Origin of the sequence: Pseudomonas sp. LAMO17WK12:I10, from assembly GCF_900215185.1 — a bacterium.
GTDB classification, from domain to species: Bacteria; Pseudomonadota; Gammaproteobacteria; order Pseudomonadales; family Pseudomonadaceae; genus Aquipseudomonas; species Aquipseudomonas chlororaphis.
The window spans coordinates 126,743-151,498 of sequence record NZ_OBDX01000015.1; the positions used below are offsets into that span (position 1 = coordinate 126,743).

Below are 24,756 nucleotides of genomic sequence, written 5' to 3' on the forward strand. Positions count from 1 at the left end.
CGGCAGCGGCTACGGATTGCGCTGTATCCAGCGGCGACAAGCAAATGTCGTGGCCAGCCCGGGGCGGCCTTTTTCCTGTCGATACAAGCTGTTACTGTACGGAGCACAAAGCCCAAGCCGCCTGGATCGGATCTCTGACTTGATGCGTCCCCTCCTCCTGTCCCTAATCAGTCTGGCCTTGAGCTTTCCCGCAAGCGCAACGATCACTGAAAGTCATGGTTACGCGCAGTTCGGCACGCTCAAGTACCCCGCCAAATTCACCCATTTCGACTGGGTCAACCCCGCCGCGCCCAAAGGCGGGACCTTGCGGGTCATGGCGTTTGGTACCTTCGACACCCTCAACCCCTACACCTTCAAGGGCAGCAGCCCGGTTTCCACGCCCAACTTCCTGCAATACGGGGTCAACGAACTGAACGAGCCGCTGATGGTCGGCACCGGCCAGTACGCGCCGTCCGGCGACGAGCCGACTTCCAGCTACGGCCTGATCGCCCGTTCCGTCGAATACAGCGAAGACCGCAGCTGGGTGGTGTTCAACCTGCGCCCCGAGGCACGCTTCCACGATGGCCAGCCGATCACCGCCTACGATGTGGCGTTTTCCTATAGGCTGCTGCTCAAGGAAGGCCACCCGCAATACCGCACCAACCTGCAGGAAGTGCAGCGGGTGGACATTCTCGGCCCGCAGCGCATCCGCTTCGTCTTCAAGCGCTCCGGCAACCCGTTGCTGATCCTGCGCCTGGGCGAGTTGCCGGTGCTGCCGCAGCACTACTGGAAAGACCGCGATTTCAAGGCCACCACCTTCGAGCCGCCGCTGGGCAGCGGCCCCTACCGCATCACCCGGGTGCAACCGGGGCGCTCGCTGCTGTTCGAGCGGGTCAAGGACTACTGGGGCAAGGACCTGCCGGTCAATCGCGGCTTCAACAATTTCAACAAGGTCGCGGTGGAGTTCTACCGCGACAGCGATGTCGCCTTCGAAGCCTTCAAGGCCGGCGAGTTCGACATCTACATCGAACACCAGGCGAAGAACTGGGCCAATGGCTACAACTTCCCCGCGGTCAATCGCGGCGACATCATCAAGGCCCAGGTGGCGCACCAGATCCCGACCCAGACCCAGGGCCTGTTCATGAACAGCCGCCGGGCGATCTTCGCCGAGCGCAAGGTGCGCGAAGCCCTGGGCCTGATGTTCGATTTCGAGTGGACCAACCGCACCCTGTTCAGCGGCGCCTACAAGCGCGCGACCAGCTACTACCCCAACAGCGAGTTCTCCGCCACGGGCCTGCCGGTCGGCCATGAATGGCTGCTGCTCTCGCCCTACCGCGAGCAGTTGCCCGCCAGCCTGTTCACCCAGCCCTTCAGCCTGCCGCAGACCGACGGCCGCGGCATCCCGCGGGCGACCCTGCGCCGGGCCCTGGGCCTGCTCGCCGAAGCCGGCTGGAAGCTCAACGGCCAGCGCTTGCTCGACAGCAACGGGCAACCGCTGCGCTTCGAGCTGCTGTTGGTCAACCCGAACCTGGAACGGATCCTCCAGCCCTACGTCGAAAACCTGGCCAGCATCGGCATCGACGCGCGCCTGCGCACCGTGGACCGGGCGCAGTACAAGCAGCGCCTGGACCAGTTCGATTTCGACATGATCCTCATGACCCTGAACCAGACCCTGAGCCCGGGCCTGGAGCAATGGCAGTACTTCCACTCCAGCCAGGTCGGGGTCAAGGGCAGCAAGAACTATGCGGGCATCGACAATCCCATCGTCGATCACCTGCTGGAACACCTGCTCGCCGCGCAGAGCCGCGACGAGCAACTGGCCGCCGGTCGGGCCCTGGATCGGGTGCTGCTGTGGCAGCACTACATCATCCCCAACTGGTACCTCAACTATCATCGCCTGGCGTACCGCAACCGGTTCGCCTTCGTCACCACGCCGCCCTACCAACTGGGCCTGAGCGCCTGGTGGCTGAAGTCTCTGGAGAAAGCCCAATGATGCCCCTGCGTGCCCTGCTCCCGTGGGCCGGCGGCGTGCTGCTGGCGGGGATCGCCTGCCTCGCCCAGGCCGCCCCGCAACACGCCCTGACCCTGTACAACGAACCGCCGAAGTACCCGGCGAACTTCAAGCACTTCGCCTACGTCAACCCGGACGCGCCCAAGGGCGGCACCTTCCGCGAGTCCGGCTTCGGCGGCTTCGACAGCCTCAACCCGTTCATCAACAAAGGCGTGCCGGCGGACAATATCGGCCTGATCTACGACACCCTGATGCGCCAGAGCCTGGACGAACCCTTCACCGAATACGGCCTGATCGCCGGGCAGATCGAGAAAGCCCCGGACAACAGCTGGGTGCGTTTCTACCTGCGCCCCGAGGCGCGTTTCCACGACGGCCATCCGATCCGCGCCGAAGACGTGGTGTTCAGCTTCCAGACCCTGATGCAGGCCGGCGCGCCGATGTACCGCGGCTACTACGCCGATGTCGAGGACGTGATCGCCGAAGACCCGCTCAAGGTGCTGTTCAAGTTCAAGCACACCAACAATCGCGAACTGCCGCTGATCCTCGGGCAGCTGTCGATACTGCCCAAGCACTGGTGGGAACACCGCGACTTTTCCAAGGGCAACCTGGAAATCCCCCTCGGCAGCGGCCCGTACAAGGTGGTCGAGGTCAAGGCCGGGCGCTCGGTGCGCTATGAGCGGGTCAAGGATTACTGGGGCAAGGACCTGCCGATCAACCGCGGCCAGTTCAACTTCGACGTCATGGCCACCGACTATTTCCGCGACAACACCGTGGCCCTGGAAGCCCTCAAGGCCGGCCAGTTCGACTACTGGCTGGAAACCAGCGCGAAAAACTGGGCCAACGCCTACAACATCCCGGCCGTGACCGAAGGCCGGCTGATCAAGGAACAGATCCCCAACGGCAACCCCACCGGCATGCAGGGCTTCGTCTACAACATCCGCCGTCCGCTGTTCCAGGATGTGCGGGTGCGCAAGGCCCTGAGCCTGCTGCTGGACTTCGAGTGGACCAACAAGCAACTGTTCAACGGCGCCTACACCCGCACCCGCAGCTACTTCGAGAACTCGGAAATGGCCGCCACCGGCCTGCCCGACGCCGACGAACTGCAGATCCTCGAACCGCTGCGCGGCAAGATCCCCGACCAGGTCTTCACTGAAGCCTTCCAGCCCTCGGTGTGCGATGGCAGCGGCATGATCCGCGCCCAGCAGCGCCATGCCTACCAGCTGCTGCAGGAAGCCGGCTGGCGCATCGTCGACGACAAGATGGTCGACGCCCAGGGCAAGCCGGTGGTGATCGAGTTTCTGCTGGCGCAGACCGAGTTCGAGCGCGTGCTGCTGCCGTTCAAGCGCAACCTCGCGGACCTGGGGATCGACCTGGTGATCCGCCGGGTCGACGTTTCCCAGTACATCAACCGCCTGCGCTCGCGGGACTTCGACATGGTGGTCGGCGGCTTCCCGCAATCAAGTTCGCCGGGCAACGAGCAGCGCGAATACTGGAAGTCCTCCAGCGCCGACAACCCCGGCAGCCGCAACTTCATCGGCCTCAAGGACCCGACCATCGATGCCCTGGTGGAAGACCTGATCAACGCCGACTCGCGCAAGAGCCTGGTGGCCCATGCCCGCGCCCTCGACCGGGTGCTGCAATGGGGCTACTACGTGATTCCCAACTGGCACATCAAGACCTGGCGCGTGGCCTATTGGGATCACATAGGCCACCCGAGCGTCTCGCCCAAGTACGACGTCGGCATCCAGACCTGGTGGATCAAGCCCGACGCCAAGCCCGCCGTGACCCTGGACACCCACTCGCAGGCCGCCCCCGACGGCGTGGAGCAATAAGATGCTGGCTTACATTCTGCGGCGACTGCTGCTGATCATCCCCACGCTGTTCGGCATCCTGCTGATCAACTTCGTGATCATCCAGGCCGCGCCCGGCGGCCCGGTGGAACAGATGATCGCCAAGCTCGAGGGTTTCGAAGGCGCCACCAGCCGGATCGCCGGCGGCGGCGCCGAAGTCTCGGTGGCAGGTGGAAGCTACCGCGGGGCCCAGGGCCTGGACCCGGCCCTGGTCAAGGAAATCGAGAAGATGTACGGCTTCGACAAGTCGGCGCCGGAACGCCTGTGGATCATGATCAAGAACTACGCCACCCTGGATTTCGGCGACAGCTTCTTTCGCGACGCCAAGGTGGTCGACCTGATCCGCGAAAAGCTCCCGGTGTCGATCTCCCTGGGGCTGTGGAGCACCCTGATCATGTACCTGGTGTCGATCCCCCTGGGGATCGCCAAGGCCACCCGCCACGGTAGCCACTTCGACGTCTGGACCAGCTCGGCGATCATCGTCGGCTACGCGATCCCGGCGTTCCTGTTCGCCATCCTGCTGATCGTGATGTTCGCCGGCGGCAGTTATTTCGACTGGTTCCCGCTGCGCGGCCTGACCTCGAACAACTTCGACCAGCTGAGCTGGGGCGGCAAGATCCTCGACTACTTCTGGCACCTGGCGCTGCCGGTGACCGCCCTGGTGATCGGCAACTTCGCCACCATGACCCTGCTGACCAAGAACAGCTTCCTCGACGAGATCAACAAGCAGTACGTGGTCACCGCCCGGGCCAAGGGCCTGACCAGACGCCGCGTGCTCTACGGCCATGTGTTCCGCAACGCCATGCTGTTGGTGATCGCCGGTTTCCCCTCGGCCTTCATCGGCATCTTCTTTACCGGATCCTTGCTGGTGGAGGTGATCTTCTCCCTCGACGGCCTGGGCCTGATGAGCTTCGAGGCGGCGATCAACCGCGATTACCCGGTGGTGTTCGGCACCCTGTTCATCTTCACCCTGCTGGGGCTGGTGGTGAAACTGATCGGCGACCTGACCTACACCCTGGTCGACCCACGCATCGACTTCGAAAGCCGGGAGCATTGAGATGAACCTGTCCCCCCTCAATCGCCGGCGTTTCGAACTGTTCAAGGCCAACAAGCGCGGCTGGTGGTCGCTGTGGCTGTTCCTGATCCTGTTTGGCGCAAGCCTGGGCGCCGAGCTGATCGCCAACGACAAGCCTCTGGTGGTGCACTACGACGACGGCTGGTATTTCCCGGCGCTCAAGCGCTACCCGGAAACCACCTTCGGCGGCGAGTTCCCGCTGGAGGCCAACTACAAGAGCCCATACATCCGCGAACTGCTGGCGGCCAAGGACGCCTGGGTGCTGTGGGCGCCGATCCCGTTCAGCTACCAGAGCATCAACTACGACCTGAAAGTCCCGGCCCCCGCGCCGCCCTCGGCGGACAACCTGCTGGGCACCGACGACCAGGGCCGCGACGTGCTGGCGCGGGTGATCTACGGCTTCCGGGTGTCGGTGCTGTTCGCCCTGACCCTGACCATTCTCAGTTCGATCATCGGCGTGATCGCCGGGGCGCTGCAGGGCTTCTATGGCGGCTGGGTCGACCTGGCCGGGCAGCGCTTCCTGGAGATCTGGTCCGGGCTACCGGTGCTCTACCTGTTGATCATCCTCGCCAGCTTCGTGCAGCCGAACTTCTGGTGGCTGCTGGGGATCATGCTGCTGTTCTCCTGGATGAGCCTGGTGGACGTGGTGCGCGCCGAGTTCCTGCGCGGGCGCAACCTGGAATACGTGCGCGCCGCCCGCGCCCTGGGCATGCAGAACGGCGCGATCATGTTCCGCCATATCCTGCCCAACGCCATGGTCTCGACCATGACCTTCATGCCGTTCATCCTCACCGGCGCCATCGGCACCCTGACCGCCCTCGACTTCCTCGGTTTCGGCCTGCCCCCCGGCGCGCCGTCCCTGGGCGAACTGGTGGCCCAGGGCAAATCCAACCTGCAGGCGCCGTGGCTGGGCATCAGCGCCTTTGCCGTGCTGGCGATCATGTTGAGCCTGCTGGTATTTATCGGCGAGTCCGCTCGCGATGCCTTCGACCCGAGGAAATGAGATGAATCAGGACAATCTGATCGAAGTCCGCGACCTCGCCGTCGAATTTGGCGTCGGCGAGCACACGCAACGGGTGGTCGAGGGCATCAGCTTCGACATCAAGCGCGGCGAAACCCTGGCCCTGGTGGGCGAAAGCGGCTCTGGAAAATCGGTGACCGCGCACTCGATCCTGCGCCTCTTGCCCTACCCGCTGGCCCGCCATCCGTCCGGGACCATCCAGTACGCCGGCCAGGACCTGCTGACCCAGAAAGAAAAAACCATCCGCCATATTCGCGGCAACCGCATCGCCATGATCTTCCAGGAGCCGATGACCTCGCTCAACCCGCTGCACAGCATCGAGAAGCAGATCAACGAGGTGCTGGGCCTGCACAAGGGCCTGATCGGCAAGGTCGCCACCCGGCGCACCCTGGAGCTGCTGGAACTGGTGGGCATCCCCGAGCCGCACAAGCGCCTCAAGGCCCTGCCCCACGAGCTGTCCGGCGGCCAGCGGCAACGGGTGATGATCGCCATGGCCCTGGCCAACGAACCGGAACTGCTGATCGCCGACGAGCCGACCACCGCCCTCGACGTCACCGTGCAACTGAAAATCCTCGAACTGCTCAAGGAGCTGCAAGCGCGCCTGGGCATGGCCTTGCTGCTGATCAGCCACGACCTCAACCTGGTCCGGCGCATCGCCCACCGCGTCTGCGTGATGCAGCGCGGCTGCATCGTCGAACAGGCATCCTGCGAAGAACTGTTCCGCGCGCCACAGCATCCCTACACCCGCGAACTGCTGGCGGCCGAGCCCAGCGGCAAGCCGGCGAGCAATGTGGTCGGCCCGCCGCTGTTGCAGGTCGAGGACCTGAAGGTCTGGTTCCCGATCAAGAAAGGCCTGCTGCGCCACACCGTCGACCATGTGAAGGCGGTGGACGGCATCAACTTCAGCCTGCCCCAGGGCCAGACCCTGGGCATCGTCGGCGAAAGCGGCTCGGGCAAATCCACCCTGGGCCTGGCAATCCTGCGCCTGATCGGCAGCAAGGGCGCCATCCGCTTCGAAGGCCAGCAACTGGACGGCCTGTCGCAGCAGCAGGTGCGGCCGTTGCGCCGGGAGATGCAGGTGGTGTTCCAGGACCCCTTCGGCAGCCTCAGCCCGCGCATGTGCGTGAGCCAGATCGTCGGCGAAGGCCTGCGCATCCACAAGATCGGCAGCGCCGCCGAGCAGGAACAGGCGATCATCGAAGCGCTCAAGGAAGTGGGGCTCGATCCGGAAACCCGGCACCGCTACCCCCACGAGTTCTCCGGCGGCCAGCGCCAGCGCATCGCCATCGCCCGCGCCCTGGTGCTCAAGCCGGCGCTGATCCTGCTGGACGAGCCGACCTCGGCCCTCGACCGCACCGTGCAGCGCCAGGTGGTGGAACTGCTGCGCAAGCTGCAGGCCAAGTACAACCTGACTTACCTGTTCATCAGCCACGACCTGGCGGTGGTCAAGGCCCTGAGCCACCAGTTGATGGTGGTCAAGCATGGCCAGGTGGTGGAGCAAGGCGACGCACAGCACATCTTCGCCGCGCCGCAGCATCCCTACACCCGGCAGTTGCTGGAAGCCGCGTTCCTGGTGCCCACCGCCGAGTGACCAGCACAGGATAAAAAACCGCCCTTGGGCGGTTTTTTATCGGCTGGACCTTCTCCCCGTCCAGCCCACACAGCCGTTTGACGAAAAAACCTCCGTGGATCGGCGGCTACCCCTTTACCTGCGGCCCGAGGCCCGGCCTGCTCATGGACTTGTCGGCATCCGCCAGCAAGGTTTCCACATCGACCGGCCGGGCCGGATCGAACTCGATCTGGCCGATGCTGAAGCAGATGTCGTAAATGCACTGCTGGGTGGTGGTGCGCTCGTCGAGGATGGCCTGCAGGCGGGCGATGATCGCCAGCTTTTCCATCCGTTCCGAGCCGGTCAGCAGCACCGCGAAACGCTGGAACTCCAGATGCCCGACCACGTCGCTTTCGCGAAAGGCGATGCGCAGGCCGTCGGCGAAGGTCTTGAGCGCCGCCTCGCCTTCTTCCGACCCATAAGTGCGGGCGATACGGTAGATATCGTCAAGATCGAACAGCAGCAAGGTCGCCGGGCAGTTCAGGTCCTTGCAGGCCTGCAGCGCATCGCCGGCCAGCACCGCAAAGCCGTGGGGGTTGGGCAGCAGGGTCAGTTTATCGAGGTTGGCTACCTGCACCGCGGCCAGCTCCTGCTCGGCCCGGCGGTTCTGATCGCGCAACAGTTGCCGGGACGGGTCGTCCGCCTCCGGGGCTGGCACCTGGTCCGGTGCCTGGACAGGCTTGTCTGGGGAAAACATCGCACACTCCATTGGCGGGTATCACCTATAGAGCTTAGTTGCCGGGGCCCGCGACTGCCCCGCAACCAGCCCTCGCTGGGGGCTCCTGGCGTCAACTTCCGACCGCCGGACAGGGTCCGCCCGCCTCGGCCCAGCGCTTGAACTGGCTGACGAACACGTCGTGGGGCACCGGTACCGGCGCCCGGTTGCCACCGGGATTCCAACCCCAGAGCACCAGCTTGTCTTCGCTGACATGCTTGATCAGCGCGGCAAAGTCGCGATCGCCGTTGCTGGCCTTGTCCTTGATCATCTGGCACAGGCGGTCGGCCGGCAGGCCGATCCAGGCCATCTTGTGCGCCGCCGGCGGCAGGCTCCAGTGCGGTGCCCCCGGTGGCGTGTGCGGGCCGTAGCTGTCCGGCGGGTTGCTTGCGCCATGGCAGGCGGCGCACGGCAGCCCCGCCGCGCCCTTGCCGTCCAGGCCACGGACCACGGCCATGGCATGGGGTGTGCCGGCGTCGAACTGCAAGGGCGCATCCCCGGGAATGTGGCAGTTCTGGCAGCGCGGGCTCTGGAATACCTTCTGCACTGTCGCGAATGCCGCCAGCGCCGGTTCATCGGCGGCGAACAGGTCCGAGGCATAACCGCCCAGGCCGATCAGGATCAGCGAGCCGAGGAGCAGGTGGCGTTTCATCTCACACCCCCGCCAGTTGCAGCGGCAGCTCGCGCAGGCGCTGGCCGGTCAGGGCGAACACCGCGTTGGCCACCGCCGGCGTCGTGGGCGGCACGCCCGCCTCGCCGATACCGCCGGGCTTCTCGCTGCTGGCGACTATGTGCACCTCGACCTCGGGCATCTCGTTCAGGCGCAACACCTGGAAGTCGTGATAGTTGGACTGCACCACCCGGCCGTCCTTGAAGGAAATGCGGCTGTGCAGGGCCATGCCCAGGCCGAAGGTGATGCCCGACTCCATCTGCGCGACGATGCTTTGCGGGTTCACCGCGATACCGCAATCCACCGCACAGACCACCCGGTGCACGCGAATCCGCTCGGCCTCCAGGGACACCTCGGCCACTTGCGCCACGTAGCTGCCGAAGGACTCATGCACCGCGACGCCCAAGGCATGGCCATTGGGCATGGGCTTGCCCCAGCCGGCCTTCTCCACCGCCAGGTTGAGCACGCCCAGATGCCGCGGGTGATCCTTGAGCAGGGTGCGGCGGTATTCCACCGGGTCCTTGCCCACCGCGGCGGCCATCTCGTCGATCAACGATTCGACGACGAACGCGGTGTGGGTATGACCCACGGAGCGCATCCACAGCACGGTGATGCCGGTCATCGGCGAATGCAGGTCGACCCGGTGGTTCGGCGTGCCCTTCAGGTAAGGCCCGTCCGCCAGGCCCTCGACCGAGGTGTTGTCGATGCCGTTCTTGACGAAGCTGGCCTCGAACGAGGTGCCGGCCATGATCGACTGCCCCACCAGCACATGCTGCCAGGCCAGCGGCAGGCCCTGGGCGTCCAGGCCGACCTGCGCCTGATGCAGGAACGCCGAACGGAAGTAGCCGCCGCGCACGTCGTCTTCCCGCGACCAGACGGTTTTCACCGGGGCGGCGGCGGCCTTGGCCACCTCCACCGCTTCGCTGACGAAGTCCGAGGTAGGGTTGGCCCGACGGCCGAAACCGCCACCCAAAAATTGCGTGTGGATCTGTACCTGTTCCGGCTTGAGCCCGGTGATCTTCGACGCGACCATCTGGTCCAGGGTCTGGAACTGGGTGCCGGTCCAGATCTCGCACTTGTCGGCGCCGATGCGCACCGTGCAGTTGAGCGGTTCCATCGGCGCATGGGCCAGGTACGGCACGCTGTATTCGGCCTTGAGTACCTGCGTTGCCTTGGCCATGCTCCCGGCCGCATCGCCGGCCTCGGCGGCCTTGGTCCCGGGGGTCAGCGCCAGTTTGCGAAAGCTCTGCATCAGGCTTTCGCTGCTCATGTTGGCGTTCGGCCCCAGGTCCCATTCGGCCTTGAGCGCATCGCGCCCCTGCTTGGCCGCCCAGTAATGCTCGGCGACCACCGCCACGCCCGTGGGCACCTGGAGCACCTTGATCACCCCGGGCACCGCCAGCGCCGCCTGGGGATCGAACGACTTGAGCGTGCCACCGAACACCGGCGAACGCAGGACCACGGCGGTCAGCAGGCCGTCGAAATACATGTCCATGCCAAATTGCGCGCGGCCGGTGATTTTCTCCGGGGTATCCAGGCGCGGGGTCGGCTTGCCGATCAGCCGCCAGTCCTTGGCATCCTTCAGTTTCAACGAGGCCGGGTCCGGCACTGGCAGTTGCCCGGCGTCGTTGGCCAGGTCGCCGTAGCTCAGGCGCTGGTCGCCGGCCACCACCCAGCCCTGCTCGGTGCGAAGGGTCGAGGGCGCCACCTGCAGACGCTTGGCCGCCGCCTCGATCAGCATCTGCCGGGCCGCGGCGCCGGCCTGGCGATAGCGGTCGAACTCCATCCAGGTCGAGGTCGAGCCACCGGTGATCTGCATCCCGCCGAACGCCGGCAAGCCATACACCGCGGCGGCCGGCGCGTGCTCGACGCGAATCTTCGACCAGTCGGCATCCAGCTCCTCGGCGATCAGCATCGACAGCCCGGTCCAGATGCCCTGGCCCATTTCCGAATGGCCGAGCACCACGGTGACCATGCCGTCCGGAGCGATGCGCAAGAACGCATTGGGCACGAATTCTTCGCTCGCCGCCCGGGCAAAACGATTGGCTCCCGGGATGACGAACGCCACCACCAGCCCGCCGCCGAGCAGCGCGCCCCCTTTGAGAAACCCACGACGCGATGCAGTGATCATGCCTTGCCCCTCTTAATGCCGACTCAGCCGATTTCAGCGGCGCGCTTGACCGCCGCGCGGATCCTTGGGTAGGTGCCGCAGCGGCAGATATTGCCGGACAACGCCTGGTCGATATCGCTGTCGGTGGGCGACGGGATCTTCGCCAACAAGGCCGCGGCCGACATGATCTGCCCGGACTGGCAGTAACCGCACTGCACCACGTCCAGCTCGGCCCAGGCGCGCTGCACCGGGTGCGAGCCGTCTGCCGACAGGCCTTCGATGGTGAGGATCTTCTGCCCGTTGGCCACTGTCGCGGCCGGGGTCACGCAGGAACGCAGCGGCGCGCCGTCGACATGCACGGTGCAGGCGCCGCATTGCGCCATACCGCAGCCGAACTTGGTACCGGTCAGGTGCGCCACATCGCGCAGCACCCAGAGCAGCGGCATGTCCGCGGGCACTTCAAGCTGCTGGTCCTTGCCATTGATATTGAGTGTCAGCATGCGCAACTCCTCAGGCCGAGGGGGGACAGGATTCACGGGATCCTGGAGCGGTGTCGCTGTGGCCGAAGGCCTACGCGCGCCGCGAGGTTTTCCATACAGCTAAGCGCAGTTTGCCGAACAGGTCGGATTCTGCGACCGCCGGTCATGCACCCGTCGCCCCCGGATGAAGGGCGGTGAGTTGTCGATCTACGGCAACCCCGGACGACTATCGGCTGACTACGCTTGCTCAAGCGTGGATCACCTGCCGAGGAGAACCGTCATGTCGCACATTCATCGCATCACCCCCTGCCTGTGGTTCGACCACCAGGCCGAAGCCGCCGCCCAGTTCTACTGTTCGGTCTTCGAGCACTCGCGCATCACCGCCCTCACCCACTACGGCAAGGCCGGCTTCGAGTTCCACGGCCGCCCCGAAGGCTCGGTGATGACCGTGTCCTTCGAGCTCGACGGGCAGACCTTCACCGGCCTCAACGGCGGTCCGGTGTTCCAGTTCAACGAAGCGGTCTCGCTGCAGGTCAACTGCCAGAACCAGGGCGAAATCGATCATTTCTGGAACGCCCTGTCCTACGGCGGCGCGCCCGAGGCCCAGCAGTGCGGCTGGCTCAAGGACAAGTTCGGGCTGTCCTGGCAGATCGTGCCCTGCGCGCTGAACCACTGGATGACCGACCCCGACACGGCCAAGTCGCAGCGGGTGATGCAGGCCCTGCTGCAGATGAAAAAACTCGATATCGCCGCGCTGGAACGAGCCTTCGCCGGCGAGAGCTAATACACTCGGTGGCCGACGCTTGCCGATGGGATGCCTTTGATGAAGCCGAGCTTGAGCCACAGCCCCGATACCGCCCCGCAGTTCTGGCGCGATGCGGCGCTGCCCTTTATCGAGGCCCGCTCGATCGCCGACGGGCGCAAGGTCTGTTACGCCCGGCATGCCCACGAGCATTTTTCCATCGGCGCCATCACCGCCGGGCACAGCACCTACCTGCACGAGCAGGCGCAATTTCGTATCGGCGCCGGCACCGTGGTGCTGATGAACCCCGGCGAAGTGCACGCCTGCAACCCCATCGACGACCAGCCCTGGTCGTATCTCATGCTCTATGTCGACACGTCCTGGCTGACCGACCTGCAGCATCAGCTGGGGTTCAGCCAGGACCTGGGCTTTCGCGCCTTTTCCACGCCCCACAGTGATGACCCCGAACTCTATGCCGGGCTCAACCGTTTGTATGAGGTGCTGGTGGACGAACAGGCCGAGACGCTGCACAAGCACAGCGCCACGGTGGCGTTTTTCAGCGACCTGCAGCAGCGCCTGAACCCGGCCAGCCGGCCGCCGCGCGAGCGCAACCAGAAACTGCAACGGGCCGCCGACTACATTCGCCAACACTGCACCCGTTCGCTGAAGCTGGAGGAAATCTGCCAGGCCGCCGAACTGTCGCCGTCCTACCTGATCCGCGCCTTCAAGCAGCATTACGGCATGACGCCCCACGCCTTCGTGGTCAACCAGCGGGTGCAGTTCGCCCAGTCCCGGTTGCGTGACGGCGAGCCGATCGCCGACGTGGCCCTGGAAGCCGGCTTCGCCGACCAGGCGCACTTCCAGCGGGCCTTCAAGCAGCACCTGGCGGCGACGCCGGGGCAGTATCGCGGGTGATTGGCAGACCTGACGCCCTCATCGCGAGCAAGCTCGCTCCTACAGAGGACGCGATCTCTGTAGGAGCGAGCTTGCTCGCGATAAAGCCAACGCCGATTCAAGGCAACAACAGATACACCGCGCTCGCCGCCAGCAGCGCCGCCATGCTGCGGTTGAACAGGCGCATGCCCTTCGGGTTGCTCAGGTACTGGCGCAAAAACGTCCCGGCGTAGGCCCAGCAGGCAATCGACAGGTAGCAGATCACGAAGTACACCAGCGCGAACTGCCACACCAGCAGCGCCTCGCCATTGGCGGCAAAGGCCCCCATGCCGGCGACGCAGGCCAGCCAGGCCTTGGGGTTGAGCCATTGCATGATCGCGCCGTACCAGGCCGACGGCGCCTTGGCCTGGCCATCGCTGCTCAGCCGGCCGTCGTCCACCGCCAGCTTCCAGGCCATGAACAGCAGGAAGGCCACCCCGAACAGCTGGATGCCGCGGGTGAGGAACGGCCACAGCCGCAACAGCTCATGCAGGCCCAGGCCGATCAGCACCAGCAGCAGGACAAAGCCCAGGGTCGCGCCACCGACATGCCGCAGGCTGGCGCGAAAGCCGAACTGCGCGCCGGAACTCAGGGCCACGATATTGACCGGGCCGGGGGTAATCGAAGAGGCTAGCGCGAAGGCCGCCATGGAAAACACTACGCTCATCACACACCTTCAAAGGATCAATCGGAGAGTCCGGTGGCCAAGGTAGGTGCGCAGGCTGACCCCTGTATTGAAGAAAAATACCCCTGGCTCACGGACGAATCCCATGCCCGACACGCTCACCCTCAACGCCCGCCCGCGCTACAGCCTTGGCGCCCCATGCCCGTTCGCGGCCCAGGCTGCGTCGCCCGACGAACCTGCCCGGAGCCTGGAACCATGAGCCAGATCGAACTGCACCCGGCCCAGCGCGACGAGCTGGAATGCCTGGAAAACCTGATGCAGTTCTACCTGTACGAACTCAGCGAGTGGCTGCCGATCAATCTCGGTCGCCACGGTCTGTACGCCATCCAGCCGCAGGCCGAATCCTGGCGCCAGCCCGGCACCCGCCCCTGGCTGCTGCGGGTCGACGGCGAGCTGGCGGGCTTTGCCATCGTCGACGAGCAGGTGCACTTCGCCGAGGCGCAGTACAACCTCGCCTACTTCTTCGTGGTCCGGCGCTTTCGCGGTCGCGGCATCGGTCGGCAGGTGGTGACGCGACTGCTGGAGCTACTGCCCGGGCACTGGCAGATCTTCCATATCGATGACAACCGGCCGGCCCGGGACTTCTGGGCCCGGGTCATTCCCGCGCTCGTCGGTGACGCCTACAGCTGTCATCCGATCACGGCAGACGGCTACCCCTGCACCCTGTATAAATTTCACATCCCGACATCGCCCGGACAGTGATCGAGGCCCGAAAAGCCTCGCCCAGCGCCCAGGCACCGGCATGCCCCCTGAGCCACGGCAGTCGGCTGATTGACGCAGAATGCCGCTCCAGAGCCTTGCGACCGTTGTTTAGCCGAACGAAAAAATATCACGCGTGAGTCATTGAGTCGTAACAAAATCCCCTGTAATGTTCTCACGCGTGATACGTGCACAACGGAGTCACCCCATGAAAAAGCCCCTCCCGGCCAGGCAGCCTGCTGACCTACCGGCTTCCTCAGAGAGTCGACAAGGAGAGCGCTCGAAAGCTTCCAGCAGTAAGGCCTCCAGCAACAAGGCCCCTAGCAAGGCTTCCACCAAGAAGCCGTCGAGCTTCTACATGAAGCAGATGCGCGCGGGCCTGAGTGCCGCTGGTTATGTGAAACACGAAACCTGGGTACTTCCGGAAAACCGGAGCGTGCTCAAGCACATTGAGAAGAAGCTGCGCCAACCCCTGATCGGCGGCGCACCGGTATTGGAGAATGACATGATCGCAGGTGAGAACTGGACCATCGACCGCCTCTTCGGCGCCTTGCAGGCCCTGGACGAAGTGACCTCGAACGAAATCGGCCTGAGCCTGATTCAAGGCGCCGAGCCAAGCATCAAGCTGGAAATGCACGACTTCGGCGGCCTGCCGATCTACATCGCGGTGGTCGGCGAGCAGATCATCGTCGACACCGTGCTGGTGGACCTGGAGTCGATCAACGACGTCGCCCGCTTCAATGACGCGGTGCTGCGCAGCCGGGAGATGTTCCCCCTGTCCTCGATCGGCATCGAGTCCATGCCCAACGGCCAGACCGTCTACAACATGTTCGGCGCCCTGAGCGCCAGCTCGAACCTGACCAACGTGGTGACCGAGGTCAAGACCCTGGTGGACAACGTCCAACGCGCCACCGAAGCCTTCGAAAGCTTCTTCAACTGATTGCCGAGAATCCGGAGTACACCTACATGACTCAGTCCATCTGGAACAAACTGTTCACCGCCCTGCGCGGCGGCGCCAACGAAGTCGGCGAAAGCATCGCCGACCAGCAGGCCCTGCGCATCCTCGACCAGGAAATCCGTGACGCCGACAACGCCCTGTCCAACGCCAAGCGCGAGCTGGTCACCATCATGGCCAAGCACAAGCTGTCTTCGGAGCGAGTCAGCGAATTCACCGCGAAGATCGCCGACCTGGAATCCAAGGCCGTCGCCTCGCTGCAGGCCAACCGCGAAGACCTGGCCCTGGAAGTCGCCGAAGCCATCTCGACCCTGACCACCGGCCTGGAAGCGGAGCAGAAGCAAGCCAGCGAATTCGGCGCCTACGCCGAAAATATGCGCAAGGACATCGGCAAGGCCGAAGCGCGCATCCGCAGCCTGCGCCAGCAAGTGGACATGGCCAAGGCCCGGGAGAGCGTGCAGAAAGCCCAGGTCAGTGCCTCGATCGCCAGCGGCGGCGCCAACGGCAAGCTGGAAACCGCGGTCAACACCCTGAACCGCCTGCAAGCCAAGCAAGACCAGCGCGCGGCGGAAATGGAAGCCCAGGAGCAACTGGCCGATGCGAGCAACGGCAATGACCTGGAACGTCGCCTGCGCGAGGCCAACATCGTGCCGGACCAGGGCAGCGCCAACGCCATCCTCGAGCGCCTGAAAAAGCAGCAGTCGGCCGAGTAAGCCCCCTCTTGTAGCCGCTGCCGCAGGCTTGCCCAGCGGCTACATCAGCAATGCCCTTTTTCTGGCCTCTGGGAGGGCCTCGATGGCCGTTGCAAATGGTTTCAAGACCCTGGCGGGCCTGGCCCTGGTAATGATCGCCGTGCAGGTGCTCAACAGCCTGAGCGGCTACAGCCTGAATCTCTTCGGCCTGATCCCGCGCACCCTGCAGGGTTTGCCGGGGATACTCGTCTCGCCCTTTCTCCACGGTTCCTTTACCCACCTGACCGCCAACCTGGTGCCCTTCCTGATCCTCGGCGCCATGGTGATCGCCGAAGGCCAGCGGCGCTTCGTGGTGGCCAGCCTGATCATCATCCTGCTCGGCGGCGCACTGGTCTGGTTGTTCGGCTTCAGGGGCATCCACGTCGGCGCCAGCGCCTGGGTCTTCGGCCTGTGGGCCTACATCCTCACCCGCGCCTGGCTGTTGCGCAGTTGGAGCAGCCTACTGGCCGCCGCGGTGACGATGTTCCTGTATTCCGGCCTGGTCCTGGGGTTCCTGCCACGGGCCGGGGTGTCCTTCGAAGGGCATATCTTTGGCGCCTTCGCGGGGTTCATCGCAGCAAAAATGCTTTTATCCGGCGCCAAGCCGATGTCTAATGCCGCGCGGCAATGAGCCATGCCTTGCCCGGGCACGGCGCGCAGCATCACGGATAGATCAGCTCATCAGGAAATCAGGGATTCGATGTCGATTTTCATCTTGCTTCGGGTATACGCGGCCACCTTCTTCCAGCGCTTCGGCTGGATGGGCCTGGCCATCGCGCTCGGCGTGCATGCCGCGACCTCCTATCTCGGCCTGGTGGCCCTGGGCGAGCAGCACCTCACCGCGCCCGCGACCTTCATCTATTTCTATTTCACCACCACCCTGACCGTGGGTTATGGCGACCTGTCGCCGCAATCCGCCGCTGGCCGGGTGTTCGTCGCCGTGTGGGTGATGCTCGGCGGCATCGCGCTGCTGACCGCGGCCATCGGCAAGACCACCAGCAGCGTTATCGAAGTATGGAGAAAAGGCATGAAAGGCAAAGGCGACTTCACCGGCAAGACCGGGCATACCGTGCTGGTCGGCTGGGAAGGCGCGTCCAGCGAGCGGGTGATCGAATTGCTGCTGCAGGACGAAACCTCCAACGACAACCTGATCGTCATCTGCGACGCCTGCCTCGACGAGAACCCGATGCAGGGCAAGGCCGCCTTCATCAAGGGCGAAAGCCTGTCGTCCGCGGCCCTGCTGTTGCGCGCCGGGGTGCCCGGCGCCGAACGGGTACTGGTGCGCACCAGCTCCGACGACCTGACCCTGGCCAGCGTGCTGGCGATCAACCAGCTGCGCCCCAGCGGCCATGTGGTCGCCCACTTCAACGACAGCGAAATCGCCACCCTGGCCGCCTCCTACGCCCCCAAGCTGGAGTGCACCTCGAGCATGGCCATCGAAATGCTGGTGCGCTCCTCCCAGGACCCGGGCTCCTCGGTGGTGATCAACGAACTGCTATGCGTCGGCCAGGGCGCCACCCAATACGTCATGCGCCTGCCCGAGACTTACGAAGGCCGGTTCGCCGAGCTCTACGTACACCTCAAGGAACGCTACAACGCCACCCTGATCGGCTACCGCGCCCGCGGCGCGCAACACCCGCAGATCAACCCGCACAGCGATACGCGGATCCAGGGCGGCGAACTCTTCTACATCGCTTCCACCCGCCTCAAGGACATCGACAATGGGATGGTTTAAACGCTTTCTGGGGCTCCAGGCCCCGGCCACCACAGGTTCGAGTTTCGCCACCGGGCCACTGGGCCTGAGCATGGGCGCGGGCGTCCGCTTCGATGCCAGCCTCAAGCTGCTGCTCGCCGACAACAGCCGCGTGGCGATTCCCGGCGACCAGGCGGTCTACAGCGAAGGCCTGGTGGACCTGGGCCAGTCCGAATGGCTGTCGCGCTACTACCTGGACGACGAGGACTACTGGCTGCAGGTGCACACCAGCGGCGGCATCGACGGCCAGGTCAAATCGATCATCCTGTTCAACTACCTGAGCAACCAGGCCGTCAACAGCGAAGCCGAGCTGCGGCGCCTGGCCGGCCCGAACAGCCTGATCGGCCAGCCCACCTACAGCCTCGATGGCGTCGAGTACCTGCGCGAATGGGGCACCGAAGCCGGACAGACCGAGCTGGTGCCGCTGCGCGAGCAGGTGTCCAAGCCGGACGAGACCTTCGCCTTCGAAAGCCACTCGATGCTCTATGCCCGCGACACCGGCCTGACCAATCGCCGCGAGTTCCTGCTGTTTTCCGTGGAGCAATACGCCGACGGCAGCGTCAGCCTGGTGACCTCACTGGGCATTTCCCTGTACATGACCGACCTGCAAACCCTCTGACAAGGACCAGAACCCATGCTTGAAGCCCTTTCCATTTCCCTGAACAAATTCGCCGTGGTCGGTTTCCTGACCTACATCCTCGGCGCGGCCGTGCTGTTCGCCCTGTTCCAGTTCGTCTACACCCGCCTGACGCCGCACAAGGAGTTCGAGCTGATCCGCGAGGGCAACGTCTCCGCCGCCATCGCCCTGGGCGGCGCCATCATCGGTTTCGCCATCCCGGCGAGCAACGTCATCGCCTACTCCATCAGCCTGCTGGACTTCGCCGTCTGGGCGCTGATCGCCGCCGTGGTGCAACTGCTGGCGTTCCTGATGACCAGCCTGGTGCTCAAGGGCACGTCGCAGCGCATCCGCAACGGCGAAATCGCCGCTGGTATCTATGTCGCCGCCGTGGCCATCAGCGTCGGCCTGCTCAACGCCGCCTGCATGACCCCTTCGCAGAACTGATCGACCGCACGGAGCCCTCGATGAAACGAAGCCAATACGTTCAGCTCTCCCTGGCCGCCTCGGTGGCCCTGGCGATCTCGGGCTGCAACTCGGAGCCGGAGACCCTCGCGGTCCAGCAGAAATTCAACTTCCAGTCGGTGCAGGAATGCGTGGACGGCAAGATCGCCGTGGACGTCTGCTCCGATGCCTATATCAAGGCCATGGCGGAGCACCGCGCCCAGGCGCCGGTCTACGACAACCAGGCCGACTGCGATGCCGACTTCGTCGAAAACTGGTGCCAGGTGGACTCCAGCGGCAAGTTCGTGCCCAAGCTCGGCGGCTTTGAGATCAACGCCCAGGGCGCCTTCACCCGCGAACAGCTGGCGGCAGCCGGGGTCAGCCCCGAGGCTGGCCGCAGCTCGTCGTTCAGCAGCAATGACAGCGGCCTGCTCACCGGCCTGCTGATCGGCAACCTGCTCAGCGGCGGCAACCGCAACTATTACTCCGAGCCGGTCTACCGCTATCGCGACGACCGCGGCAGCTACGCCAACTCGACGCTCAACCAGCGCATCGCCAGCGGCTCGACCTTCTCCAAGTCACGCCAGGCGCAGTCGGGCAGCGGCTTCCGGACCACCACCCGGCCGATGTCCGTGGCCTCCTCCACCTCCCGTGGCGGCTTCGGCAGCCAGGCCAGCGCCCGCAGCGGCTGGGGCGGCTCCAGCTCCTCGAGCTGGAGTTCGGGACGCTCGAGCAGCTAAGGAAGCGCGCCATGAAGAAGATCCCCTGCAACGAACGCCCGGACTGGCGACAGACCGCGGAAAAACTCGGCTTCCTGTTCCACACCATCGACGGCGAAGCCTACTGGGACGAAAGCGCCTACTACCAGTTCAGCCTCAAGCAGATCGAAGACGACCTGGAAGACCCGACCACCGAGATCCATGAGATGTGCATGGACCTGGTGGACCGGGTGGTGCGCAGCGAGGCCCTGCTCGATCGCCTGAGCATTCCGCCGGCCTTCTACGACATGATCCGCACTTCATGGCTCGAGGGTCACCCGCATCTCTACGGCCGCCTGGACTTTTCCTATAACGGCCAGGGCCCGGCCAAGCTGCTGGAACTCAACTACGACACGCCCACCAGCCTCTATGAAACCGCGGCGTTCCAATGGGGCTGGCTGGAGCAGAACATCGAGCGCGGCCTGCTGCCGCGGCATGCCGACCAGTTCAACAGCATCGACACCCGGCTGCACCAGGCTTTCGCCCAGCTGGGGATCAAGCGTCCATTCTATTTCGCCTCGATGAAGGATTCGGTGGAGGACCGCGCCACCACCGACTACCTGCGCCTGATCGCGGAAAAGGCCGGCATCGAGTCGCGGCACATCGACGTGGAAGACATCGGCCTCACCGCCGAAGGTCGCTTCGTCGACCTGCAGGACCGCTGGATCCCGCACCTGTTCAAGCTGCACGCCTGGGAGTTCATCTTCCACGAGCCCTTCGGCGCGGCAATCGCCGCCAGCGACACGCAGTTCTTCGAGCCGGCGTGGAAATCCATCCTCTCCAACAAGGGCATCCTGCCGCTGCTCTGGGAGGCCCACCCGGGCCACCCGAACCTGCTGGAGACCCACCTGGACCCACACCCGCAACGCGAGGTGCCCAAGGGCTGGGTGCGCAAGCCGTTCTTTTCCCGCGAAGGCGCCAACATCGAGTTGCGCACCCCGCAGGACGAGGTGGTCAAGGAAGACGGTCCCTACACCGACGCGCCCTACATCCTGCAGTCCTTCGCCCCGCTGCCGCGCTTTGGCGACAGCTACACCCTGATCGGCTCCTGGGTCATCGGCGACCAGGCCGCCGGCATCGGCGTGCGTGAAGACGACAGCCTGATCACCAAGGACTCCAGCCGGTTCCTGCCGCACCTGATCCTCGACTGATATATCCGCCGGGGCGCGCAATGCGCCTCGGCCTCTTTCTCAACGGCTACAGCACAATAACTATCTCCAGCATTGTTATGGCCGTCATTCAGAACTGCCTTATATAACTTGCCCATCATTTATCTGAGTTCCGCTACAGACCTTACTTAAAGCTGAACGAACATATGATTCGTGGCAATTTAATCTTGACTTGACAGGTTGGCCTGAGTAAATTGCGCGGGCCGGCCAAACCGGCCTTTTTTCAACTCACAAAAGAAGCCAATGGACACAGTATCTAGACGCTGTCTGGTCGATGCGCTTGCGCAAGGCTGGGCACTTAACCCAGAACATGACGGGACTCGACTTTTCGGTCGGGTGAGCTGCGCTAGAGCTTGACGCTCCTTCGTAACTTGCCTTCACCGGAGCCAGTCCGGTCGCGAGGCAACTGTTATGAACTTCAAATCCACTGTAATGCCCGGCGTACGCGCCTTTGCATCGACCATGCGGGTCAAGCCCTGCGCTGAGCGCGCGGCCGTTTCCCGGGTCGGCACCCTGTATTCCACCCCCTCCTCGCAAACCCGGCCGCGGGCCAACTGGCGCGTCTGCCCGGTCACCTGCCGGCTCCAGCAACGCTGGAGTTTCGACGACAGCCAGGACCCTCAGAGTCGGAGCCTGGCCGGCCTCCTCATGCAGGCCGGCCTGCTGCTGAGCTTGTCCCGGGACTCGCACTTCTAGTTCAACCGAAGGCACTTCCAAGTCCTTCCTGAACGTTTTCCCTAATAAGGAATTCGGCAACTTCCTATTGCCTGCTTACAACTAAAAGTTGGTGGTCATTGTTATGGACGAAGCCAGTAGTAGGTTCGTCGCCTGTTCATATTCATTGAATAGGCGGCGAACGTTAAAACCAATAAAACGCAACTACCTGAATCGATCGCTTACTTGCGGCTCGACATACGTTCGCTCGTCTTTGAATAGGTGAGTGGTCTGTGTGTCGTGCCGCAAGCCTGCGGCAGGAGCACACGTAATGACTACGGTAAAAACCCGCACCGCCTCCTCGCAAAACCCCACCCGCGACGACACCCGACTGTCGATGCGCGCCGCCCGCGAAGCGCAGAACAGCCTTGGCGTGACCCTGGACAACGTCAAGTCGAACGCCAACGGCCTGACCGAACTCGACGCCGAAGGCCGCCTGCAGCGCGACGGCTTCAACGAAGTGGCCCACGACCGGCCGCCGCATGCCCTGGTGCAGTTGCTGCAAGCCTTCAACAACCCGTTCATCTATGTGCTGATGACGCTGACCGCCATCAGCTTCTTCACCGACTTCTGGCTGCCCCTGCAAGCCGGCGAGGAAACCGACCTGACCGGGGTGATCATCGTCCTGGTCATGGTCCTGGTCAGCGGCCTGATGCGCTTCTGGCAGGAATACCGTTCGGCCAAGGCCGCCGAGGCGCTCAAGGCCATGGTGCGGACCACCGCCACCGTGCTGCGCCGCGAGCAGATGGGCATGAAAGCCGCGCTGCGCGAAGTGCCGATGCGCGACCTGGTAGTCGGCGACATCGTGCAACTGTCGGCCGGCGACATGATTCCCGCCGATATCCGCCTGATCGAATCTCGCGACCTGTTCATCAGCCAGGCGGTGCTGACCGGCGAGGCGCTGCCGGTAGAGAAGTACGACACCCTGGGCGCGGTGCAGGAGAAATCCGCCCACCGCACAGCGGCCGACCAGCAGGACCTGCTCGACCTGCCGAACATCTGCTTCATGGGCACCAACGTGGTCAGCGGCACCGCCACCGCGGTGGTGGTGGCCACCGGGTCGCGCACCTACTTCGGTTCCCTGGCGCGCTCCATCGTCGGCTCGCGGACCCAGACCGCCTTCGACCGCGGGGTGAACAGCGTCAGCTGGCTGCTGATCCGCTTCATGCTGGTGATGGTGCCGGTGGTGCTGCTGATCAACGGCTTCACCAAGGGTGACTGGGCCGAAGCCTTTATGTTCGCCCTGGCGGTGGCCGTCGGCCTGACCCCGGAAATGCTGCCGATGATCGTCAGCGCCAACCTGGCCAAGGGCGCCGCGGCCATGGCCAAGCGCAAGGTGGTGGTCAAGCGCCTCAACGCGATCCAGAACTTCGGCGCCATGGACGTGCTGTGCACCGACAAGACCGGCACCCTGACCCAGGACCGGATCATCCTCGAGCACCACGTCGATATCAGCGGCAGCCGCTGCGACCAGGTGCTGCAACTGGCCTGGCTCAACAGCTACCACCAGAGCGGCATGAAGAACCTGATGGACCGCGCAGTGGTGAGCTACGCCGAAAACAACCCGAAGTTCAGCGCGCCCGATGCCTGGAGCAAGGTCGATGAACTGCCGTTCGATTTCGTCCGCCGGCGCCTCTCGGTGATCCTCGCCGACGCCAGCGGCCATCATCTGCTGGTGTGCAAGGGCGCGGTCGAGGAAATGCTCGACACCGCCACCCGGGTGCGCCAGGACGGCGTCACCATGGCCCTCGACGCCGGGCGCCGGGCGGCGCTGCTGGAGCTGGCCGAGGAATACAACCGCGACGGTTTCCGCGTGCTGCTGGTCGGCACCCGCGACCTGGCGCCGGGGCAGACCCGCCAGCAATACAACGCCAGCGACGAGCGCGAGCTGATCATCGAAGGCTTCCTGACCTTCCTCGATCCGCCCAAGGAAACCGCCGGCCCGGCCATCGCCGCGCTACGCGAAAACGGCGTGACGGTGAAGGTGCTGACCGGCGACAACCCGATCGTTACCGCGAAGATCTGCCGCGAGGTCGGCCTGGAAGTCGGCCAGCCGCTGCTCGGGCGCGATATCGAGCACATGGACGATGCGGTGCTCGCGCGCCTGGTGGAAGAACGCACGGTATTCGCCAAGCTCACCCCACTGCAGAAATCCCGGGTGCTCAAGGCCCTGCAGGCCAACGGGCATACCGTGGGCTTCCTCGGCGACGGCATCAACGACGCCCCGGCGCTGCGCGACGCCGATGTCGGCATCTCGGTGGACAGCGGCACCGACATCGCCAAGGAATCGGCGGACATCATCCTCCTGGAAAAGAGCCTGATGGTCCTCGAAGAAGGCGTGATCAAGGGTCGCGAGACCTTCGGCAACATCATGAAGTACCTGAACATGACCGCCAGTTCCAACTTCGGCAACGTGTTCTCGGTGCTGGTGGCCAGTGCATTCATTCCGTTCCTGCCGATGCTGGCGATCCACCTGCTGCTGCAGAACCTGATGTACGACATCTCCCAGCTGTCGCTGCCGTGGGACAAGATGGACAAGGAGTTCCTGCGCAAGCCGCGCAAGTGGGACGCCAAGAACATCGGGCGCTTCATGCTGTGGATCGGGCCGACCTCGTCGATCTTCGACATCACCACCTTCGCCCTGATGTGGTTCGTGTTCGCCGCCAACAGCGTGGAAATGGCCGCCCTGTTCCAGTCTGGCTGGTTCATCGAAGGCCTGCTCTCGCAGACCCTGGTGGTGCACATGCTGCGCACCCAGAAGATCCCGTTCATCCAGAGCACCGCGGCGTTGCCGGTGATGCTGATGACCGGCCTGGTGATGGCCCTGGGCATCTACGTGCCGTTCTCGCCGCTGGGTGCAATGGTCGGCCTGGTACCGCTGCCGTGGGAATACTTCCCTTGGCTGGTCGGCACCCTGCTGTGCTACTGCGTCGTCGCCCAGACCATGAAGACCCTCTATATCCGTCGCTTCAAGCAATGGTTCTGAGGACCTGACGGTCCGCTTTGCTGCCATCGCGAGCAAGCTCGCTCCTACAGCC

Annotated in this window: 23 protein-coding genes; 18 read left to right on the forward strand and 5 right to left on the reverse strand. The window is 64.4% G+C overall.

The window, feature by feature from the left end:
- The first annotated feature begins 142 nt into the window (after positions 1–142).
- From CRO75_RS17610 to CRO75_RS17630, 5 genes are read left to right on the forward strand one after another with little or no spacing between them, the layout of a single operon-like run.
- The gene (locus CRO75_RS17610) at positions 143–1,972 is read left to right on the forward strand and encodes an extracellular solute-binding protein (RefSeq protein WP_009043590.1); all 1,830 of its coding nucleotides are present in this window, start codon (positions 143–145) and stop codon (positions 1,970–1,972) included.
- Positions 1,969–3,822, forward strand: a complete 1,854-nt coding sequence (locus tag CRO75_RS17615; protein WP_097137109.1) for an extracellular solute-binding protein — start codon at positions 1,969–1,971, stop codon at positions 3,820–3,822. Before CRO75_RS17610 ends, CRO75_RS17615 begins: the two co-directional genes overlap by 4 nt.
- A 1-nt stretch (position 3,823) precedes the next feature.
- Positions 3,824–4,897 (forward strand): microcin C ABC transporter permease YejB, encoded by a 1,074-nt coding sequence (locus tag CRO75_RS17620; RefSeq protein WP_097137111.1) that lies wholly within the window; start codon positions 3,824–3,826, stop codon positions 4,895–4,897.
- Between the two features lies 1 nt (position 4,898).
- Complete coding sequence (locus CRO75_RS17625) at positions 4,899–5,918, forward strand: ABC transporter permease (protein WP_009043588.1); 1,020 nt, start codon at positions 4,899–4,901, stop codon at positions 5,916–5,918.
- Between the two features lies 1 nt (position 5,919).
- Positions 5,920–7,527 carry an ABC transporter ATP-binding protein gene (locus CRO75_RS17630; RefSeq protein WP_062825692.1) on the forward strand — a complete coding sequence of 536 codons (1,608 nt, stop codon included), beginning with the start codon at positions 5,920–5,922 and terminating at the stop codon, positions 7,525–7,527.
- Between the two features lie 106 nt (positions 7,528–7,633).
- Here CRO75_RS17630 and CRO75_RS17635 read toward each other — a convergent pair whose 3' ends face one another.
- The 4 genes from CRO75_RS17635 to CRO75_RS17650 all read right to left on the reverse strand — a co-directional run bounded on the left by CRO75_RS17635 (position 7,634) and on the right by CRO75_RS17650 (position 11,540).
- The gene (locus CRO75_RS17635) at positions 7,634–8,242 is read right to left on the reverse strand and encodes a GGDEF domain-containing protein (protein ID WP_097137113.1); all 609 of its coding nucleotides are present in this window, start codon (positions 8,240–8,242) and stop codon (positions 7,634–7,636) included.
- A 91-nt stretch (positions 8,243–8,333) separates the two neighbouring features.
- Positions 8,334–8,912, reverse strand: a complete 579-nt coding sequence (locus CRO75_RS17640; RefSeq protein WP_085531102.1) for a hypothetical protein — start codon at positions 8,910–8,912, stop codon at positions 8,334–8,336.
- 1 nt (position 8,913) lies between these two features.
- Positions 8,914–11,061 (reverse strand): xanthine dehydrogenase family protein molybdopterin-binding subunit, encoded by a 2,148-nt coding sequence (locus CRO75_RS17645; protein ID WP_097137115.1) that lies wholly within the window; start codon positions 11,059–11,061, stop codon positions 8,914–8,916.
- A gap of 23 nt (positions 11,062–11,084) precedes the next feature.
- Positions 11,085–11,540 carry a (2Fe-2S)-binding protein gene (locus CRO75_RS17650; protein WP_009043583.1) on the reverse strand — a complete coding sequence of 152 codons (456 nt, stop codon included), beginning with the start codon at positions 11,538–11,540 and terminating at the stop codon, positions 11,085–11,087.
- A 259-nt stretch (positions 11,541–11,799) separates the two neighbouring features.
- Between CRO75_RS17650 and CRO75_RS17655 the strand changes: the two genes are divergently transcribed.
- Both CRO75_RS17655 and CRO75_RS17660 read left to right on the forward strand, forming a co-directional pair.
- Positions 11,800–12,303, forward strand: a complete 504-nt coding sequence (locus tag CRO75_RS17655) for a VOC family protein (protein ID WP_009043582.1) — start codon at positions 11,800–11,802, stop codon at positions 12,301–12,303.
- A 39-nt stretch (positions 12,304–12,342) separates the two neighbouring features.
- Complete coding sequence (locus tag CRO75_RS17660; protein ID WP_097137117.1) at positions 12,343–13,176, forward strand: AraC family transcriptional regulator; 834 nt, start codon at positions 12,343–12,345, stop codon at positions 13,174–13,176.
- Positions 13,177–13,273: 97 nt separating this feature from the next.
- Here the strand turns inward: CRO75_RS17660 and CRO75_RS17665 are convergent, their stop codons facing one another.
- On the reverse strand, positions 13,274–13,861 hold the full coding sequence (locus CRO75_RS17665) for a LysE family translocator (protein ID WP_062825686.1): 588 nt from the start codon (positions 13,859–13,861) through the stop codon (positions 13,274–13,276).
- A gap of 213 nt (positions 13,862–14,074) precedes the next feature.
- Between CRO75_RS17665 and CRO75_RS17670 the strand changes: the two genes are divergently transcribed.
- From CRO75_RS17670 to mgtA, 11 genes are all read left to right on the forward strand, one after another.
- Positions 14,075–14,581, forward strand: a complete 507-nt coding sequence (locus CRO75_RS17670) for a GNAT family N-acetyltransferase (RefSeq protein WP_097137120.1) — start codon at positions 14,075–14,077, stop codon at positions 14,579–14,581.
- A gap of 355 nt (positions 14,582–14,936) precedes the next feature.
- Positions 14,937–15,518 carry a YjfI family protein gene (locus tag CRO75_RS17675; RefSeq protein ID WP_009043578.1) on the forward strand — a complete coding sequence of 194 codons (582 nt, stop codon included), beginning with the start codon at positions 14,937–14,939 and terminating at the stop codon, positions 15,516–15,518.
- Between the two features lie 26 nt (positions 15,519–15,544).
- The gene (locus tag CRO75_RS17680; RefSeq protein WP_097137122.1) at positions 15,545–16,246 is read left to right on the forward strand and encodes a PspA/IM30 family protein; all 702 of its coding nucleotides are present in this window, start codon (positions 15,545–15,547) and stop codon (positions 16,244–16,246) included.
- 82 nt (positions 16,247–16,328) lie between these two features.
- Positions 16,329–16,895, forward strand: a complete 567-nt coding sequence (locus tag CRO75_RS17685; protein WP_097137124.1) for a rhomboid family intramembrane serine protease — start codon at positions 16,329–16,331, stop codon at positions 16,893–16,895.
- 69 nt (positions 16,896–16,964) lie between these two features.
- The gene (locus CRO75_RS17690) at positions 16,965–17,999 is read left to right on the forward strand and encodes a potassium channel family protein (RefSeq protein ID WP_092418607.1); all 1,035 of its coding nucleotides are present in this window, start codon (positions 16,965–16,967) and stop codon (positions 17,997–17,999) included.
- A complete protein-coding gene (locus CRO75_RS17695) occupies positions 17,986–18,636 on the forward strand; it encodes a DUF2491 family protein (RefSeq protein ID WP_097137126.1) in 651 nt (216 codons plus the stop codon). The genes CRO75_RS17690 and CRO75_RS17695 overlap by 14 nt, the downstream gene beginning before the upstream one ends.
- A gap of 15 nt (positions 18,637–18,651) precedes the next feature.
- Positions 18,652–19,080 (forward strand): DUF350 domain-containing protein, encoded by a 429-nt coding sequence (locus CRO75_RS17700; protein WP_097137128.1) that lies wholly within the window; start codon positions 18,652–18,654, stop codon positions 19,078–19,080.
- 20 nt (positions 19,081–19,100) lie between these two features.
- Positions 19,101–19,817: a DUF1190 domain-containing protein gene (locus CRO75_RS17705; protein WP_097137130.1), complete on the forward strand. Its 717-nt coding sequence runs from the start codon at positions 19,101–19,103 to the stop codon at positions 19,815–19,817.
- 11 nt (positions 19,818–19,828) lie between these two features.
- Positions 19,829–20,986 carry a glutathionylspermidine synthase family protein gene (locus CRO75_RS17710; protein ID WP_097137132.1) on the forward strand — a complete coding sequence of 386 codons (1,158 nt, stop codon included), beginning with the start codon at positions 19,829–19,831 and terminating at the stop codon, positions 20,984–20,986.
- A 429-nt stretch (positions 20,987–21,415) separates the two neighbouring features.
- The gene (locus tag CRO75_RS17715) at positions 21,416–21,700 is read left to right on the forward strand and encodes a hypothetical protein (protein ID WP_007920982.1); all 285 of its coding nucleotides are present in this window, start codon (positions 21,416–21,418) and stop codon (positions 21,698–21,700) included.
- Positions 21,701–21,989: 289 nt separating this feature from the next.
- The gene (mgtA, locus tag CRO75_RS17720; RefSeq protein WP_097137133.1) at positions 21,990–24,704 is read left to right on the forward strand and encodes a magnesium-translocating P-type ATPase; all 2,715 of its coding nucleotides are present in this window, start codon (positions 21,990–21,992) and stop codon (positions 24,702–24,704) included.
- Positions 24,705–24,756: the final 52 nt, after the last annotated feature.